Source organism: Halalkalibacillus sediminis (assembly GCF_002844535.1).
Lineage (GTDB): Bacteria > Bacillota > Bacilli > Bacillales > Alkalibacillaceae > Halalkalibacillus_A > Halalkalibacillus_A sediminis.
Genome location: NZ_PJNH01000001.1, coordinates 838,797 through 856,267 on the forward strand (window position 1 = coordinate 838,797; position 17,471 = coordinate 856,267).

General features: G+C 37.1%; 18 protein-coding genes and 1 riboswitch. Of the genes, 2 read left to right on the forward strand and 16 right to left on the reverse strand.

Annotated elements, in window-relative coordinates:
• Positions 1-2: 2 nt before the first annotated feature.
• Positions 3-461 carry a hypothetical protein gene (locus CEY16_RS04450; protein ID WP_101330749.1) on the reverse strand — a complete coding sequence of 153 codons (459 nt, stop codon included), beginning with the start codon at positions 459-461 and terminating at the stop codon, positions 3-5.
• 101 nt (positions 462-562) lie between these two features.
• Positions 563-1,267, reverse strand: coding sequence for a lytic transglycosylase domain-containing protein (locus CEY16_RS04455; RefSeq protein ID WP_101330750.1), 705 nt, complete (start codon positions 1,265-1,267; stop codon positions 563-565).
• Between the two features lie 250 nt (positions 1,268-1,517).
• Between CEY16_RS04455 and CEY16_RS04460 the strand changes: the two genes are divergently transcribed.
• Positions 1,518-1,790 carry a DUF2624 family protein gene (locus tag CEY16_RS04460; protein WP_101330751.1) on the forward strand — a complete coding sequence of 91 codons (273 nt, stop codon included), beginning with the start codon at positions 1,518-1,520 and terminating at the stop codon, positions 1,788-1,790.
• Here CEY16_RS04460 and CEY16_RS04465 read toward each other — a convergent pair.
• Both CEY16_RS04465 and CEY16_RS04470 read right to left on the reverse strand, forming a co-directional pair.
• Complete coding sequence (locus CEY16_RS04465) at positions 1,787-2,680, reverse strand: deoxyribonuclease IV (protein ID WP_101330752.1); 894 nt, start codon at positions 2,678-2,680, stop codon at positions 1,787-1,789. The two genes, CEY16_RS04460 and CEY16_RS04465, sit on opposite strands and share 4 nt — an antisense overlap.
• Positions 2,681-2,682: 2 nt before the next feature.
• Positions 2,683-4,011, reverse strand: a complete 1,329-nt coding sequence (locus tag CEY16_RS04470; RefSeq protein ID WP_101330753.1) for a DEAD/DEAH box helicase — start codon at positions 4,009-4,011, stop codon at positions 2,683-2,685.
• Between the two features lie 144 nt (positions 4,012-4,155).
• Between CEY16_RS04470 and CEY16_RS04475 the strand changes: the two genes are divergently transcribed.
• Complete coding sequence (locus CEY16_RS04475; RefSeq protein WP_101330754.1) at positions 4,156-5,118, forward strand: 4-hydroxy-3-methylbut-2-enyl diphosphate reductase; 963 nt, start codon at positions 4,156-4,158, stop codon at positions 5,116-5,118.
• A 97-nt stretch (positions 5,119-5,215) separates the two neighbouring features.
• Here CEY16_RS04475 and guaA read toward each other — a convergent pair whose 3' ends face one another.
• The 12 genes from guaA to CEY16_RS04535 form a co-directional block, all read right to left on the reverse strand.
• The gene (gene guaA, locus CEY16_RS04480) at positions 5,216-6,754 is read right to left on the reverse strand and encodes a glutamine-hydrolyzing GMP synthase (RefSeq protein WP_101330755.1); all 1,539 of its coding nucleotides are present in this window, start codon (positions 6,752-6,754) and stop codon (positions 5,216-5,218) included.
• A 75-nt stretch (positions 6,755-6,829) separates the two neighbouring features.
• A riboswitch (purine riboswitch) is annotated at positions 6,830-6,931 on the reverse strand.
• 24 nt (positions 6,932-6,955) lie between these two features.
• Positions 6,956-8,416, reverse strand: a complete 1,461-nt coding sequence (guaB, locus tag CEY16_RS04485; protein ID WP_101330756.1) for an IMP dehydrogenase — start codon at positions 8,414-8,416, stop codon at positions 6,956-6,958.
• 132 nt (positions 8,417-8,548) lie between these two features.
• Positions 8,549-9,667 carry a Nif3-like dinuclear metal center hexameric protein gene (locus CEY16_RS04490; protein ID WP_101330757.1) on the reverse strand — a complete coding sequence of 373 codons (1,119 nt, stop codon included), beginning with the start codon at positions 9,665-9,667 and terminating at the stop codon, positions 8,549-8,551.
• Positions 9,660-10,358, reverse strand: a complete 699-nt coding sequence (locus CEY16_RS04495; protein WP_101330758.1) for a tRNA (adenine(22)-N(1))-methyltransferase — start codon at positions 10,356-10,358, stop codon at positions 9,660-9,662. The genes CEY16_RS04490 and CEY16_RS04495 overlap by 8 nt, the downstream gene beginning before the upstream one ends.
• Positions 10,359-10,433: 75 nt before the next feature.
• Positions 10,434-10,823, reverse strand: coding sequence for a cytochrome c550 (gene cccA / locus CEY16_RS04500; RefSeq protein ID WP_101330759.1), 390 nt, complete (start codon positions 10,821-10,823; stop codon positions 10,434-10,436).
• A gap of 110 nt (positions 10,824-10,933) precedes the next feature.
• On the reverse strand, positions 10,934-11,473 hold the full coding sequence (locus tag CEY16_RS04505; protein ID WP_101330760.1) for a hypothetical protein: 540 nt from the start codon (positions 11,471-11,473) through the stop codon (positions 10,934-10,936).
• A 27-nt stretch (positions 11,474-11,500) separates the two neighbouring features.
• On the reverse strand, positions 11,501-12,619 hold the full coding sequence (gene rpoD / locus CEY16_RS04510) for an RNA polymerase sigma factor RpoD (protein ID WP_101330761.1): 1,119 nt from the start codon (positions 12,617-12,619) through the stop codon (positions 11,501-11,503).
• Between the two features lie 26 nt (positions 12,620-12,645).
• On the reverse strand, positions 12,646-14,478 hold the full coding sequence (gene dnaG, locus CEY16_RS04515; RefSeq protein ID WP_101330762.1) for a DNA primase: 1,833 nt from the start codon (positions 14,476-14,478) through the stop codon (positions 12,646-12,648).
• Positions 14,479-14,889: 411 nt separating this feature from the next.
• Complete coding sequence (locus tag CEY16_RS04520; protein WP_101330763.1) at positions 14,890-15,690, reverse strand: pyruvate, water dikinase regulatory protein; 801 nt, start codon at positions 15,688-15,690, stop codon at positions 14,890-14,892.
• Between the two features lie 15 nt (positions 15,691-15,705).
• The gene (gene ccpN / locus CEY16_RS04525) at positions 15,706-16,335 is read right to left on the reverse strand and encodes a transcriptional regulator CcpN (RefSeq protein ID WP_101330764.1); all 630 of its coding nucleotides are present in this window, start codon (positions 16,333-16,335) and stop codon (positions 15,706-15,708) included.
• 127 nt (positions 16,336-16,462) lie between these two features.
• On the reverse strand, positions 16,463-17,218 hold the full coding sequence (recO, locus tag CEY16_RS04530; RefSeq protein ID WP_101330765.1) for a DNA repair protein RecO: 756 nt from the start codon (positions 17,216-17,218) through the stop codon (positions 16,463-16,465).
• Positions 17,219-17,251: 33 nt separating this feature from the next.
• Entirely contained in the window at positions 17,252-17,419 is a 168-nt protein-coding gene (locus CEY16_RS04535) for a YqzL family protein (protein ID WP_101330766.1), read from the reverse strand.
• Positions 17,420-17,471 lie beyond the last annotated feature (52 nt).

Sequence of the window (17,471 nt, forward strand, 5' to 3'; positions counted from 1 at the left end):
TTTTATATAAGTGGATAAACGAACAATCTTACTGCAATTGCAACTAATGCAAAACCAATAGCTAAATTACCAAGTGTATTAGCTCCACGACGTTTAGCATACACACCTATAATAGCTCCTACCACACCGAATAAAAATGTCCATACGAAGAATGCTAATAAAGACATGACCAGTGCAATCCAACCCCAACCTGCATCAACATGCTGTTCCATTCTTGTTTCTTTTTCTTCTTTTCGTAATTTGTCACTATCTAATTCATTTGGGTTGAATGCAGCGGACTCACTTGCGAACTCAACATCTTCTCCCCTATCTCTTGCAGCATATTCATTCGGAGTAACTTGAGCAAGAGGTTTTTCAGCATCTAATGGATCAAGAACATGTTGTTGGTCTATTTGATTTGCTTCTTTGACTGTTTCCTTATTATATTGTTCTTCATTATATTGATCATCTTTTGATGTCATTTTCATACCCTCACTTTCTTTTCATATTGTTATGTTGTGAAGGTATGACAAATTTCATACATAAAAAACCGAACCCTCAATTTAAGAGTTCGGATTATAAGTTAATTCGCAAATGCAACTTGTCTGCGTTTTTCTGCTTCTTCCTGTATTTCTACTGCATACCAGCTTGCTGCATGCCCTTTGTTCGCTTTATATTTTTCTAATCCACCCATACCTCTGTGATAAGCAGTCAGCGCTTCATCCCAGTTATCGTATTTATGATGGAGAAAATCTAAATAAACTATAGATAGCTCAATTGAATATTCTGGATCGAAAAGCAATTCTTTTTCATATGGTAAACCAGCCATTTCTGCAATCCACGGAGCTGTGTTTTCCATGAATTGAGACATGCCGTAAGCGTGTCCATATTTAGTTTCAGGACCGGTAAGTTCTGGATCAAATGTATTACCGGTTTCTACTCTTAACAATTCATATACGATGAATGGATCAACTTCGTATTCTTTTGCTTTCTTATTTAAAAACAAGGCCCATGATTTTTTGAAATTCCCATCGCTGTTCGTGACCATTTGATCTGCATTACGTTCAAGCTCCTGCCACTCTTCCATCGTTAATCCTTCTTGAGTTACAGTCTCTTTAGACCGTAAATATTCATTCTGATCCACTAGTGAATCGTTAGTTTTATTAATCTGTTCCTTTTCATCTTCAAGCTGAGTCAATTGCTCTTCATAATAGGAATTATTTAAAATAACTCCACCAGATATCAACAAGAGCGATAGAAAAATAAAGGAAATAACCTTATAATTCATCCTATCATCCTTTCGTTTACTGCATAACTTTTTACAATTTTTGTTAACGTGCTTTTGCGACAATTACTAATGTTAAATGACATTAAGCCATACTTCAATAAATAGGGCTTAAAGAGCACAAATGTTGACAGATCAAATAATCATGATGCAGAAACCAGTCCAATTTTTATGTAGGAGACGGTCCGCACAAAATTAAATGTACCCCATATACATATAATCGAAACATTTTTGTCGAAAGGACCTAAAAATTATGATTAAACAAATGATCATTACCCGCCTATATCAAAGTACACCTCAAGAAATTGTGGAGCATGGTAGGAACTATGGTATATCGGTCACAGATCAAGAAGCAGATAAAATCCTTACATTCATTCGGACACAAAAAATCGATCCTTTTTCTGAAAAGGATCGACAGCGTACATTTCAATATATTTCTTCAAGTATTGATGAGAATGTTGCAAGAAAAGCGGAACAATTGCTATATTCATTAGCAAAACAATTCGGTATGGAGCACTTGCTCTAATCTTGGTTCAAGATTTTTTCTTTCAATGATTCGTCGAATGAATCACCTTTAAGCATTTCTATTTCAAATTGATAAGGCGGTTTCTTATTTTTCTTATCTTCACCAACGTATGGTGTCTCTAAGATTTTAGGTAAATGCATGAGCTGGGGGTGGTGCACCACATAGCGCAATGCATCATAACCGATATGACCAAAACCAATATTTTCGTGGCGATCTTTCGCTGCTCCTCGCTCATTTTTACTGTCATTAATGTGAAGAACCTTCATTCGATCAAGTCCGATCGTTTGATCGAATTGATTAATAACTCCATCAAAATCGTTAACGATATCATAACCTGCATCATGTGTATGACAAGTATCAAAACATACGGATAGTCGTTCATTATGGGTTACTCCATCAATAATTTTAGCTATTTCATCAAAGCTACGTCCGCATTCAGAGCCTTTGCCGGCCATCGTTTCAAGTGCAATCTGGACATCTTTCTTCTCGGTCAGCACTTCATTTAATCCTTCGATGATTTTCGCTATGCCTTCATCAGCACCGGCTCCCACATGAGCCCCTGGGTGAAGCACAATTTGCTTAGCCCCGATTGCTTCTGTTCGTTCGATTTCAGACCGAAGGAAATTAACTCCGAGTTCAAATGTTTCTGGTTTTTGAGTATTACCGATATTAATGATGTATGGTGCATGCACGACAATATCATCGATACCGTGCTCAGCCATGTGTTTTCTTCCCTCTTCAATATTAAGGTCTTCGATTGCTTTTCTTCTCGTGTTTTGAGGTGCACCAGTGTAGATCATAAACGTATTTGCGCCGTATGATGTAGCCTCTTCACTAGATTTCAATAGCATTTTCTTCCCACTCATCGATACATGTGATCCTAATCTCATGTTTATTCCCCTCTCTTTTTACCCTTTCTGAATTGTTCGCGTTTCAACTGCTTCTTCACTTTATCCTTTTCATACTTCATTTTCTTTTTATAACCAGGTTTGACTTTTTTACGTTTCTTAACCTTTTTCCAAGCTTCTTTTTCTAAATTATTATCTTTTTGTTGTCTCTTTTTACGTTGGTTCCATTCTTGTACTTCTACCCATTCACCTTTTTTAATATCATAATTCAAGAATGATAGGCCTTTCTCTTCGAGTTTCTCAATTAACGGCAAATCGTATTCAGTATAGAAACTCACTGCTGTACCCTCTAAACCAGCCCGGGCTGTTCTTCCCACCCGGTGAATATAAGTATCCATATCTTTTGGTAACTCGGCATTGAATACGTGACTGATCCCTGGTATATCGATACCTCTTGCTGCTAGGTCGGTTGCAACGATATACTGGAATCTCAAAGTTTTCACTTCTTGAAGCATTCTCTTTCGTTCTCGTTGTTGTAAACCCCCGTGTATGACCCCTACTTCAAGACCTTTACTTAATAATTGATCAGCCAACTCATCTGCTCGTTCTTTTTTGTTTACAAAAACAAGAGCGATATAAGGGTTGATCAACTTCGAGGTTTCAACAATAAGATCAGCAGGATTTCGATGTCTTAGAGGCACCAAACGATGTTCAAGCTGCTCAGGACTCAACACATCTTCTTCTATTTGTATATATTGGGAATTAACCATATATTTTTTCAATAGAGGTTCTAGTTTCTTGGGTATGGTCGCTGAGAATACAAGTGTTTGTACATCTTCTTTCATACGGTAAAGTGTCTTATCTACTTCTTCCATCAGCCCTAGATCAATCAATAAATCCGCTTCATCAATAACGACACTTTCTACACTACTAGCGTCGATTGCGCCTTCCTCGATGAAGTCTAAGATTCTTCCTGGTGTACCAACCACGATATGTGGTTGCTGTTTAAATTGCTGCATCAACCGCTTCTTATCCGTCCCACCTATGACTAGCTTCGCTTTCCAAGGGTTTGGATCTTCATCGAATTGAATCATATTTTTGACTTGTTCATAAATTTGCATAGCAAGTTCACGAGTTGGTGCAATGATCAGCTTTTGGACGGATTGCTCTTCACGTCTAATCTGATCCATTAAAGGAATCAAATAGGAATGGGTTTTACCAGTTCCTGTTTGAGATTGTCCAATGATATTTTGCTTTTTAAGTGTTTTTGGAATCACTTGATGTTGAATTTCTGTCGGGTGTTCGAATTTCAATTCACTAATGATATCCAACATATTGTTGCTCAAATTAAATGACTGGAAATAACGTTTCATACTTATCTTCTCCTTTTAATAACACCTTCCATTATAAATGAGACATACCTGAAATGCTACTTGATTAAACATTTTGTCTTTAAGAGCTATAACCTTTATAATGACATATAGAGATAATTACGAATTTGGGGAGGCCATGTATTCATGGATGTTATTAAAATCGCACCACGCGGATATTGTTATGGTGTCGTCGATGCAATGGTCATTGCGAGTAATGCAGCGAAGGATCCGAACTTACCTAGACCGATATATATTTTAGGTATGATCGTTCATAATAGTCATGTAACCAAAGCTTTCGAAGATGAAGGTATATATACTTTAGATGGTAAAGATAAAACAAGAGTTGAACTTTTAGAAGAAGTTAATGAAGGTACCGTTATTTTTACTGCACATGGGGTTTCACCAGAACTTCAACAACTTGCTGAAGATAAAGGACTGACTGTTCTTGATGCAACTTGTCCTGACGTTACACGAACACATGATTTAATTCGTGAAAAAGTTGGAGAAGGATATGAAGTCGTTTATATTGGTAAAAAAGGGCATCCCGAGCCTGAAGGGGCAGTAGGTGTTGCACCTGATCATGTGCATTTGATTCAAACGGAAGAAGAAGTTCAGGACTTGAATTTACCTAAGGATGCTAAAATCATCGTAACGAACCAAACAACAATGAGTCAGTGGGATGTTTACGATGTGATGCTTGAGGTACAAAATCGATATCCACAGACGGATATGATCCAAGAAATTTGTATGGCGACTCAAGTTAGACAAGAAGCTGTAGCTGAGCAGGCTAAAGATGCTCAATTAACCCTTGTCGTTGGAGATCCTAAAAGTAATAACTCCAATCGTTTGGCTCAAGTTTCTAGAGAAAAAGCTGGTACAGAAGCATATCGTATAGCTAATATATCTGAAATCAAATTAGAATGGTTGCAAGGTGTTGATACTGTGGCAGTTACAGCTGGAGCGTCAACTCCTACACCAATCACGAAAGAAGTTATCAAGTTTATCGAGCAATACGATCCAGAAGATGAATCTACTTGGAACCGTGAAAGTCTTGTAACGAACAAGAAAATTTTGCCTAAAGTAAAACCTAAGAAAAAAGCACAATAGATGTATTAAACCCGCCTGTGCGTAGACAAGGCGGGCTTTTTGTTTCATCATTTATCAGTTATTCAGTTGTATCTATTTTTGATTATACTTCATTCATCTATTCCCACTCGATTGTTGCTGGTGGCTTACTTGTAACATCGTACACTACTCTGTTAATGCTTGGAACTTCATTAACTATTCGAGTTGAGATTTTCCCAAGAACATCCCACGGAATCCTTGCCCAATCTGAAGTCATTCCATCAATAGATGTAACTGCACGTATTCCAATGGTGTGATCGTAAGTTCGTTGATCTCCCATTACCCCTACACTTTGAATATCAGGAAGGACGGTGAAATATTGCCATATATCGCGATCTAGACCAGCTTCTTTGATCTCATCTCTAAGGATAGCATCAGAGTCCCTTACGATCTCTAACTTTTCCTTAGTTACCTCTCCTAATACACGAATTCCTAATCCAGGGCCAGGGAATGGTTGTCTCCATACAATATGCTCTGGAATACCCAATTCCTCTCCTAAGGCTCTAACCTCATCTTTAAACAAAGTATTCAATGGTTCGATCAATTTGAATTGCATATCTTCTGGTAGACCACCGACATTATGGTGAGATTTAATCGTTTGAGCAGTTTCCGTTCCGCTTTCAATAATATCTGTATACAAAGTCCCTTGAGCTAAGTAATCAATTTCTTTTAATTTTGAAGCTTCATCATCGAAAACGTAGATGAACTCATTTCCAATAATTTTTCTTTTTTGTTCGGGATCACTTATCCCACTTAATTTATTCAGAAACCTGTCCTGAGCTTCTACTTTAATGACGTTTATATTGAACCCATCTCGGAACATCTTCATTACTTCATCTGCTTCATTTTTTCTTAACAATCCATGGTCTACGAATATGCAAGTCAACTGGTCACCAATAGCTTCATGTAATAATACAGCTACCACTGATGAATCGACCCCTCCACTCAATGCACAGAGAACTTTACGATCCTTTACTTCTTCACGGATTTTATTGATTTCGAGCTCGATAAAGTTTTCCATCGTCCAAGTATCATTACAGTGGCAGATATCAAACACGAAGTTTTTCAAAATATCATTACCATGTATCGTGTGACGGACTTCTGGGTGAAATTGTACACCGTAAAAATGTTTCTCAGGGTGACTGATCGCTGCGATCGGACAGCTCGGGTTAACTGCATCTACTTGGAAACCTTCTGGAGTCTCAACCACTTGATCTCCATGACTCATCCATACATCCTGTTCATCTGGTAACTTATTGAAAAGTATAGAATCTCCATTAATTTTAATCGGAGCTTTCCCGTATTCACGAGCAGTTGCCGCCCCCACTTTTCCCCCAAAATGATGGGTGATCAGTTGCATTCCATAACATATACCTAACACTGGTATATTCATCTCCAGGATTTCAGGATCAATCGTAAAGCCATTGTTATCATTCACACTATTTGGCCCACCTGATAAAATAATCCCATTTGGCTTCAGTTCCTTTAATTCTTCTGCAGTTGTTTTATGAGAGAGTAATTCACTATATACTCCAAACTCACGGATTCTTCTCGTAATCAATTGGTTGTACTGACTTCCGTAGTCTAACACAATGATTTTTTCTTGGATTTCTTCCAAATCTATTCACCTCTTATTCAAACTTACCAATAAAAAAACTAGAACTCCACCTATAAAGGCAGAGTTCTAGTGTTATTCACCAGCTCTTGCCTTCATAGTCAGGTCATTTACGGTAACCCGGTAGAGACTCTTGCGCCATATTCGCAAGGATATACGAAGTCGTTCGTTTATTTTAATGGGGTTTGGTATTAATGTGATGTACTAAGAATAATTAGGTGCTTCTTTAGTAACTTGAACATCGTGCGGATGACTTTCTTTCAGTCCGGCACCTGTTATTTTAATCATTTGTGATTTTTCTCTTAAATCCAGAAGATTTGCAGCTCCACAGTATCCCATACCAGAGCGAAGGCCACCAACCATTTGATATAGTGTTTCAGCTACTGGTCCTTTGTATGGAACTCTTCCTTCAATCCCCTCAGGGACGAATTTTTTATTATCTTCCTGAAAATAACGGTCCTTACTCCCTTTTTCCATAGAAGCAACTGATCCCATGCCGCGGTAAACTTTGAATTGTCGTCCTTGGAAGATTTCTTTCTCTCCGGGACTTTCACTTGTACCAGCCAACATACTGCCTAACATAACAGCATGTCCACCAGAAGCTAGTGCTTTAACAATATCGCCGGAATATTTGATACCACCATCTGCGATGATAGCTACGCCATGTTTTCTAGCTTCCGTTGCGCAATCATATACTGCAGTGATCTGAGGTACTCCTACTCCAGCAACGACTCTGGTTGTACAAATAGACCCTGGACCTATCCCTACTTTAATAACATCTGCACCTGCATCGATTAATGCTTTAGTCGCCTCAGCTGTACCTACATTCCCTGCAATCAAATTAACATCAGGATAATTGTTTCGGATTTTTTTAATAGTATCAAGAACACCTTGGGAATGTCCGTGGGCAGTGTCAATTACAAGAGCATCAACACCTGCAGCTACGAGTTTTTCAGCGCGCAGATCCGTATCTCCACTAACTCCAATGGCTGCAGCTACTAATAATCGTCCGTGTTCATCCACAGCAGAATTTGGGAACTCAATCACTTTCTCTATGTCTTTTATAGTAATAAGACCTTTCAAAATACCATTATCATCTACAAGCGGAAGCTTTTCGATTTTGTACTTTTGCAAGATTTCTTCAGCTTGATCCAATGTAGTATGAGTAGGTGCAGTAATTAAGTTCTCTTTAGTCATCACTTCATCGATTGCAATAGAGTAGTCTTCAATAAAACGTAAATCTCGATTCGTTAAAATACCTACTAGCTTTTGCTCAGATAAGTTATTTACTATCGGCACACCTGAAATACGGTATTTACCCATCAGATGTTCAGCATCAAACACTTGATGTTCAGGTGTTAAAAAGAAAGGATTGGTGATAACTCCTCTTTCAGATCGTTTCACTTTGTCAATTTGGTCTGCTTGTTCTTCAATTGACATATTCTTGTGAATCACGCCTAAGCCACCTTGACGCGCCATAGCTATAGCCATGTCCGCTTCTGTCACCGTATCCATACCCGCACTGATAATCGGCATCTTCAATTTAAGAGTGTCTGTCAAATCCACATGAACGGAAACACTTCTTGGTAGAACGTCCGACTGAGCTGGCATCAATAGAACGTCATCGAAGGTTAAACCTTCCTTCTGAAACTTTTGTTCCCACATATACTCAAACCCCTTTCTATAAATATTATTAAAAGATTATCAACGGCTCGCATAGGTGTCAACCGAGCAATTAAAAATAAAACAATTCAGAATTGAAAATCTTTAATATTTAATTAAAACATCAGCTATTAATTAAATAAAGTGAAATGGTTCAGTAACGATTTCAGAGGCAGTAACTGAAACCTTCATATTTCTCTCCTCAACTTGTTTCTTCAAGTAAGCAGCTAACTCATTCTTCATCACATGTTCTATATGGTGGCCGGGGTCGATCATTGCTAGGTCTATTCCCAGTGCATCATGCGCTGTGTGATAATAAACATCACCCGTTATCAATACATCGACTCCTCTATTTTTGACCTGTTGAATGAACTTATTACCGTCACCACCGATTACCCCAACACTGTGTACAGTCTTCTCAGGGGCACCTACCATTCTTACATTTGGAACATTGAACGCTTTCTTCACATAGTTTGCGAATTCGTCTAAAGGCATAGGCTTGGAAAGTTTACCTTTCCTACCTAATCCACGTTTCTCACCTTCTATTTCTAATTTGAAAAGGTCATATGCCATTTCTTCATAAGGATGTGCCTTTTCAGCCGCGCGGACCACTTTATCAAGTAAATGCTTTGGAACGATTGTCTCCATCCGCTTTTCTTCTACCTTTTCAAGCTTATTAGTCGAGCCAATATGTGGGTCTGTCCCTTCTAGTGGCATGAATGTACCGACGCCTTCTGAGTTGAAAGTGCAATGACTATAATTTCCGATATGCCCAGCACCTGCTTCTGAAATTGCATTTCTGACAAACTCCTCATGAGTAGTCGGAACATAGACTGCAAACTTATAAATTTCTTCTGAATCTGTATAAACCAACGGGTCACTCGTCTCTATGTTCAGCTGCTTCATTAGCATATCGTTGACCCCACCAGATGTTATATCTAAATTAGTGTGAGCAACATAGACAGAAATATTATGGTTAATAAGCTTTTTAATAATACGACCCTTTTCGGTTGATAAATCTATAGATTTCAGTGGTTTAAAAATAAGTGGATGATGAGCGATGATCAGGTCAATATCTTGTTCAATAGCTTCATCTACAACACTTTCCAAGACATCCAATGTTACCATGACTTTATCAACTGGTTCAGATAAACTCCCTACGTGTAATCCTATTTTATCTCCTTCAAATGCATAAGATTTAGGCGCCAATCGATTCAAGATCCCAATTACATCTTGATTTTTCAGATTACTCATTGTGAATTTCCTCCTTGATCCATTCGGTTTGTTTGGAAAAATATGCTACCTTTTCTTCATCGATTTGCTTAGCATTTTTCATTTGTTCAATAATATTGATTTTCTTGTCCAATACTTTCTCCCATTTTTTATAGAATGCTTCATTTTTCTCTCTCATCAATATCGGTCCTAAGTACATTTCTTTCTCCGTCAAATTCTTTTCTAAAGATTCCTGAGGCTCCAGCACGAGGATCTCATAAATATATCCATCATCTTCGAATATTTTTTCATTTACAATTTGCCATTGAAAATTTTTTGCAAACATTCTGATAGAAGAAGCGTCTATATTTGGTTGAAGGACTAAACGATCAACTCCAGAAAGATTTTCGACCTGCTCGGTCAAGATATTAGAAATCAACGTACCACCCATACCCGCAATAGTGACACAATCAACTTCATTAGGACTTATAACTCCAAGTCCATCTCCTAATCGTACTTCGATCCTGTCTTGTAATCCTGCTGACTGCACTTGACGCAAAGCTGCATCATGAGGTCCTTGATTCACTTCCCCTGCTATTGCACGGGTATTTTTATTGTTTTCGCAGATGTAACATGGCAAATAAGCATGATCAGAACCAATATCTGCAAATTTTCTTGTGGTTACTGGAATAAATTCTGCAACGTTCTGTAATCTTTTCGATAATTCAACCATAGTTATCTCCCTATATAAAAGCCCAGAAATGATGAAGTTGTAAGTTACTTACAAACCATCTTTCTGGGCTTTAAATTATTCTTCTGATTCTTCGCCTTCGCCGCCGCTTTCACCTTCAACTAACCATGCAGCTAAAATTTCAGCTTCTTCATTTGTAGCATAGTCTCCAGTCATGATGTTACTTCCTTCAACACCATTTGCGATAATATCTTGAACCTTTTCAAGTGAATAGCGATCGCCTACATCTTGAAGATTTGGTCCTGTTCCACCTTCTAGATTTTCACCATGACACTGCATGCAGTTTGCTTGGTAAATATCTTCAGGCTCCATTGATTCTTCAGTATCTTCGCTTTCATTACCTTCAGCTTGATCCATTTGAGAAAGTCCGACACCAGACATCACTACCATCGCTACAATCCCTAATAAAGCTATTAGTGCAAAAGGTATAACTGCGTTCTTCTTCATCTAAAATTGACCTCCTTGAGTTGCAACATATGTAATTATAATCTCTAAATATAAACTATGTCTATTTTACTTCAAAAATAGAGCATGGGAAAGGGTTAAATTGTGACTATTTATATAACAATCATTCCTATTATCATTAGAGATCCAATGATTCCAGATGCTATCAAATAGTACAACTTTGATATATATCCTACTATTACCCAAATGACACAATGAAATACTATCGTTAAATTCAGCAGCCAACCTTGATCAAATAATTGCTGTACTATTGAAATGTTTGCAATTAGAAAAATTAAAAAAAATAATATAATTGGCAAATGGACATAAACTGTATTATTTTTTCTATAAAAATATAGATGTACAGCAACCAAGAGAAGGGATGCAATAAATATCGATGCTTCAACGATTAAATTGGCTTCCATGGATAAAACAACAAAAAAAGTAATAGGGAGCAAAAGTAGTAATAGGATCATATCTAATATAAATAAGATTCTTCCCCAACGACTTTTGCCGACCTGATTATTATCCTCAGGTTGATCCCCATACGTGTATAATGCAAGTAAGAAATCACAGTATTCTGGAGGTAAGAGTTTCGATTCTTTCCAGTGATTGATTTCTTTGATAATTATTTGGTTTTTTTCATTTTCCATGATAACCCCCTGAAGAAGAAAGGCTAATTACTCAAGAAAATCTTTCAAGCGCTTACTTCTACTAGGATGTCTCAATTTTCTAAGAGCTTTCGCTTCGATTTGTCGAATTCTTTCGCGTGTTACTCCGAACACTTTACCGACTTCTTCTAACGTTCTCGTACGACCATCATCAAGACCGAATCTTAAACGAAGAACATTTTCCTCTCGGTCTGTAAGAGTATCCAACACATCTTCTAACTGCTCTTTAAGCAATTCATAAGCAGCATGATCAGATGGTGAAGTTGCTTCTTGGTCTTCAATGAAATCTCCCAAGTGTGAATCATCTTCTTCACCTATTGGAGTTTCTAACGAAACAGGCTCTTGAGCAATCTTTAAGATCTCACGAACCTTCTCAGGAGTAAGGTCCATTTCCTCACCAATTTCTTCTGGTGTTGGTTCACGGCCTAAGTCCTGAAGAAGTTGTCTTTGGACACGGATAAGTTTGTTAATCGTTTCCACCATATGAACTGGGATACGGATTGTTCTTGCCTGGTCTGCTATAGCACGAGTAATTGCTTGGCGGATCCACCAAGTTGCATAGGTACTGAATTTAAATCCTTTGCGGTAATCAAATTTCTCGACTGCTTTGATAAGACCCATATTACCTTCTTGAATTAAGTCTAAGAACAACATACCGCGACCTACATAACGCTTTGCAATACTAACAACTAAACGCAAGTTAGCTTCAGCTAATCTTCTCTTAGCTTCATCATCACCTTGTTCAATTCGATGAGCTAGATCAATTTCATCATTTGCTGTCAATAAGTCAACACGACCTATCTCCTTCAAATACATGCGAACTGGATCATTGATTTTAACACCCGGTGGTACACTTAAATCATTAAGGTTAAACTCTTCTTCTTTAGCGATTTTTTGCATGCTTGGATCTTCGTCATTTTCTCCGATCACATCTACACTTTGTTCCGCTAAAGCTTCATAAAATTCATCCATCTGATCGGAATCAAGCTCAAAGTGCCCTAATTTATCAGCAATCTCTTCATAAACAAGGACGCCTCTTTTTTTACCTATCTCCATCAACTGTTCTTTCGCTTGTTCAACAGTTAAATCTTGATCTACTTCTTTTGATTCAATCGGCTTATCAGCCATGAAAACCCCTCCTTCCAAACAGCTTACTATTGTTTGGATTGTTTACTTTTTTTCTTTAACTCAATGATCTTCATGCCTATACGTGCTGCAGATTTTGGATCATTTTCTTTTTCAGCTTGTTTGAGCATTTTTTCAAGCTCTCTTACCTCATGATCTATTTCACTTTCGCGAGTGATTGCGAAAAAGTAATCTTCTAATTCGTGATCTGTCAACGCTTCATTTAATGGTAGTAATGCCAACTTGGATACTAAGTTCTGTAAATTTTCATCAGGTAAACGGTCGATGAATTTACTCGTGTCAGCCGCGTTACCTTCCTCATAATATGCATATAAGTAAGTTACTAATACCTGATGCTCTTGAATATTGAATGAAGAACCAAGTCTATCCTGTACTCTTTCTGTTATATAAGGGTCACGTAACATATGAGCAATCAAATAGCGTTCAGCATTTTGATATGCGGATAAAATTTTATGATTTTTGTTCCATTCGTGCTTTGTAGCATTATTATTATTGACAGTCTTATCTTTATCTTTCGTTTGCTCCTTTATTCTTCGTCTTTTTTCGATTTCCTTTTCTAAGGTATCTCGGTATAAATCGAAAGAATCCTCAAGCTCCTTCAAATAGAAATCACGCTCTACTGAATTTTCAACTTGGGCAATGATATCAAGAGCTTTCTCAATATATGTTACCCTCTCATGGTCTAGTGAGAGGTTATACTGCTTCTTAAGGTGATTCAAATAGAAGGAAACAAAACTTTCTGCAGCTTGGATGATTTGTTTCTTGAACTTTTCAGCTCCATACGCATCAATATAATCATCAGGATCCATCTCATTTGGTATATTCGCTATTCGAACCTGTAACCCTGCTTTTTTTAAAATTTTTGCTGTTTTATAGCTAGCATTCTTTCCAGCTTTATCCCCATCAAAACAAATAATCACGTGATCAGCATAGCGATTCAAAATTGCTGCTTGATACTCAGAAAAGCTTGTACCTAATGTTGCCACAGCGTTTTTGACTCCTGCTTGGTAAGCTTTAATCACATCCAGATTACCTTCAAACAAAACGATTTCACGGTTGTTCTTTTGAACGTGCTTACGTGCATCGTGGAAATTGTATAAGATCTGTCCTTTTTGGAAAAGCTGTGATTCAGGACTGTTTAAATATTTTGGTTCCATTTCTGGTTGTGTTGATCTGCCCCCGAAGGCTACAACTTTGCCTTGATGATTTTTTATCGGAAATATAATCCTTCCGATAAATCGATCATGATAGCTATTCCCATCTCTTTTAGTCAATAAACCATATTCAGTCAAGGAATCCAGTTCAAAACCTTTTCCTTTTAAAAAGGATGATAGGAACTGATCTTTTTGAGGTGAATAGCCTAATTGAAAATGTTCGATCGTTTCCAACTCGAAACCACGATTTTTCAAATAATTAAGACCATCCTTGCCGTCAGAAGTATGACGCAGAACATGATGAAACAGTTTAGTGGACCATTCATATGCTTGGATAATATTCTGTTGTTCAGAAGAATAATTGCTTTGAGATTCTTGTTTTTGCCATTCTTCAGGTAAGGCTTCTCCACTTTTATTCGCTAAGTGTTTGATTGCTTCAACGAATGAAAGTGATTCCATCTCCATGACAAATTTGATTACATTTCCACCTTTACCGCAACCAAAACAATGAAAAATTTGTTTATCTGGTGCGACTGAAAAGGATGGTGTGTTTTCACCATGAAATGGGCACAACCCAAAGTAATTTCTTCCTTTTTTTGAAAGCTTGATATGGTCACTAATTACATCGACGATATCGTTATTGGAAATAACTTGATCGATAAATTCTTCTGGAATGTTATAAGCCATTTATATCACCATGTTTAATTGATATTCGATAAATGAATACAAATCCCTTCATTTAACGACAAAAAAATTAAATAAATCGTTATTTCGTCAAAAATCATTCACAAACATGGGGATAGAATACTAAAACAACACATTATTCTTTACCCTTTATTTGAGCTATACAAACTAAGTATGTAACAATTCATTGCAACTGACGCAAGACTCCATTATAAACTAAGAAGTACTGAAATGCGACAATAAATTGCAAAGTTCAAATGTTTGAAAAATTATGAGAAAAACTTGGCTTCTCGCCAAATCCTAATGGAGAAAGCCCTAGTTTTTCACATACTTTAATCCTTTATCAAGTTTAAACATACTTAAGTATAAATAATAAGAGCTACCATTAAATATAATGATAACTCTTTTTTTCTTCTATTTTTTTATCATATGACGGATGACATTCGCGGTTTCTTCAACTGCCTTATTCGAAACATCGATTGTCCTGCAACCTATTTTATCAACAACTCTATTAAAGTAATCGATTTCTTCTTGAATCCGGTCCGCCTTAGCGTAGTTAGCTGAACCATCTAGTCCTAGTGCCTTAAGCCTCTCAGTTCTAATATGAGTCAGTTTATCGGAGTTTATTTTCAACCCGATACATTTTCCAGGATCTACTTGATATAGTTCTTCTGGTGGTTCGACCTCTGGAACGATGGGAACGTTTGCTACCTTTATTCGCTTGTGTGCCAGGAATTGAGATAAAGGAGTTTTTGAGGTTCTAGATACACCGATCAAGACTAAATCAGCTTTTAGAATCCCTTTAGCATCTCTTCCATCATCATATTTGACTGCGAACTCTATAGCTTCAACTCTTTTATAATAATCTTCATCTAATTTGTGTACCAACCCAGGCTCCATTTTAGGCTTTTCTTCTAAATGTCCTTCTAGTTTGTCTAGCAAAGGACCTAAAACATCTACTGTAGGAACATTGAAGCGATCTGATAGTTCAAACATCTTTTGTCTGAATTCAGGTTTGACTAGGGTAAATGCAATCAACCCTTCATTCGCTTCTGCCTGTTCAAATGCTTCAACCATGGTCTGTTCATCATTCACATAAGGTATGCGCTGAATTTTCGAATCATCTATAGTGAACTGACTGATTGCAGCCTTCACGAGTAACTCAGCGGTTTCTCCGACCGAATCGGATATTACATAAAATGTGTTTGGTTTCATCGTTATAACCTCCTCCTAGACTTCTTCACTTTTTACAAGTTCAACAAATGCTTTAGTGACATTCGTTTTAGTCAATCGACCAACGACTTCTAACCCTGATTCTCTTTTAGCAATAACAGGTAAAGCATCTATTTGGTTTTCGATCAATTTTAAGGAAGCATCTATCAACAAGTCATCCTTCTCACAATATTTGATTTTAGGAAGTCTAGTCATAATAATATGTACAGGTATTTCATGTAGCTCTTGTTGACCCATACTTGCTCTTAACAAATCTTTTCTAGAAAGTACACCAATCAACAACGATTGTTTATCGACGACGAAAAGAGTACCCACATCTTCTAAAAACATCGAACAAATTGCATCATAAACAGAAACCTGGTCATTTACAACGACAGGTACAGAATAATACTCACGTACTTTAAGTTTTTTTATTTTATCAGAAACCAGTTCAGTTCCCGTCTTTCCAGTGAAAAAATATCCTACTCTAGGTCTAGCATCAAGGAAACCTGCCATTGTTAAAATCGCTAAATCAGGTCTCAATGTAGCTCTCGTTAAACTCAATCGATCGGCAATATTTTCTCCTGTGATTGGTCCATCCGCTTTTACTATAGAGAGAATTTGCTCTTGTCGAGGGGTTAAATCCATCTATTACACCACCCTTACGCATACTTTCATATATATGAGTTATACTAATTCTTAATTATTATATCTCATTTCACCACCAAAAGTCATTAATGATGAAAAAATAGCGAAACAAGTTGATATGACTTTACTACTCATCACTATTTGAATCAAATAAATGGATTTGTTTCAAAAATTTCTTTGACTTTAATGGTAAGCCTCCGAAATTGTCATAGTAGTCATCAAGAATCTGTCTTAAAAAAACCAGGTTTTCTTGATTGATTGAAATGTTCCTGACTCTTTTTATACTTGTTTCATTCATAAGTCTTAACAGATTGTATTGCTGCGGGGTAAGATTAGTCGAGTCTAAAGCTCTATGTTTACATTGCTCGCAAATGACTCCACCTTCACTCACGGAAAATGCAACTATGGGAATATCTTCATGCCCATTTACACATTTACTCGTAATTGGTGCGAAACCTCCGACGTGATACATCTTCAATTCGAACATCATAGCGATTGCACTTGGAGATTCTCCACCAACCATTCTTTCTAAGCTTAAATAAAGTTCATTGAATAGAGCTAAATTCGGCTCTTTTTCTTCCATTATCTTAGTCACTAGTTCACACATGAATGATGCGTAGGCAGTCTGAATAATATCCTCCCTTACGCCTCTCATACTTTCTAAAACTTCACCTTGTTGAATGGTTCCTAAGCCTTTACCAAGATACACCAAAAAAAGGCCATAGATAAATGGCTGCGAAACGGCAGCCATTCGACTTTTAGCCTTCTTTGCACCTTTTGCTACAGCGCTTATTAAGCCGTATTCTTTTGTGAAAAGAGTCACTATTTTATTTGACTCTCCATAATCACGAGTTCTGATCACTATACCATGTACTTTTTCCATACTGGCATTCCCCGACTTTCTTTTCAAAAACCATTACTTGACTTGACCAGTCAAGTCACTTTGCATTTGTGTCTCACTAGACGATGGTGCATCATCTTGAGCGAACAATTCTTCATCAACACTCTCTTCCATTTGCTTCAGCAATAAATAAGTTTCGATGTTACCTGTTTTCACAAAAACTTTCCAAGGTAAATCTGTCATAAAAAGTTCCACCTTTCAGTTTTGATTAAATGAAAACAACTGCTTATCTATA

Excerpts from the sequence above, each read along its gene's own strand:
- CEY16_RS04455 (WP_101330750.1), bottom strand. The coding sequence starts at position 1,267 with ATGAATTATAAGGTTATTTCCTTTATTTTTCTATCGCTCTTGTTGATA.
- CEY16_RS04450 (WP_101330749.1), bottom strand. The coding sequence starts at position 461 with ATGACATCAAAAGATGATCAATATAATGAAGAACAATATAATAAGGAA.
- ccpN (WP_101330764.1), bottom strand. The coding sequence starts at position 16,335 with ATGGATTTAACCCCTCGACAAGAGCAAATTCTCTCTATAGTAAAAGCG.
- rpoD (WP_101330761.1), bottom strand. The coding sequence starts at position 12,619 with ATGGCTGATAAGCCGATTGAATCAAAAGAAGTAGATCAAGATTTAACT.
- guaB (WP_101330756.1), bottom strand. The coding sequence starts at position 8,416 with ATGTGGGAACAAAAGTTTCAGAAGGAAGGTTTAACCTTCGATGACGTT.
- CEY16_RS04520 (WP_101330763.1), bottom strand. The coding sequence starts at position 15,690 with ATGAAACCAAACACATTTTATGTAATATCCGATTCGGTCGGAGAAACC.
- CEY16_RS04460 (WP_101330751.1), top strand. The coding sequence starts at position 1,518 with ATGATTAAACAAATGATCATTACCCGCCTATATCAAAGTACACCTCAA.
- recO (WP_101330765.1), bottom strand. The coding sequence starts at position 17,218 with ATGGAAAAAGTACATGGTATAGTGATCAGAACTCGTGATTATGGAGAG.
- CEY16_RS04465 (WP_101330752.1), bottom strand. The coding sequence starts at position 2,680 with ATGAGATTAGGATCACATGTATCGATGAGTGGGAAGAAAATGCTATTG.
- cccA (WP_101330759.1), bottom strand. The coding sequence starts at position 10,823 with ATGAAGAAGAACGCAGTTATACCTTTTGCACTAATAGCTTTATTAGGG.
- CEY16_RS04535 (WP_101330766.1), bottom strand. The coding sequence starts at position 17,419 with ATGACAGATTTACCTTGGAAAGTTTTTGTGAAAACAGGTAACATCGAA.
- CEY16_RS04470 (WP_101330753.1), bottom strand. The coding sequence starts at position 4,011 with ATGAAACGTTATTTCCAGTCATTTAATTTGAGCAACAATATGTTGGAT.
- CEY16_RS04495 (WP_101330758.1), bottom strand. The coding sequence starts at position 10,358 with ATGGTTGAATTATCGAAAAGATTACAGAACGTTGCAGAATTTATTCCA.
- dnaG (WP_101330762.1), bottom strand. The coding sequence starts at position 14,478 with ATGGCTTATAACATTCCAGAAGAATTTATCGATCAAGTTATTTCCAAT.
- CEY16_RS04475 (WP_101330754.1), top strand. The coding sequence starts at position 4,156 with ATGGATGTTATTAAAATCGCACCACGCGGATATTGTTATGGTGTCGTC.
- CEY16_RS04505 (WP_101330760.1), bottom strand. The coding sequence starts at position 11,473 with ATGGAAAATGAAAAAAACCAAATAATTATCAAAGAAATCAATCACTGG.
- CEY16_RS04490 (WP_101330757.1), bottom strand. The coding sequence starts at position 9,667 with ATGAGTAATCTGAAAAATCAAGATGTAATTGGGATCTTGAATCGATTG.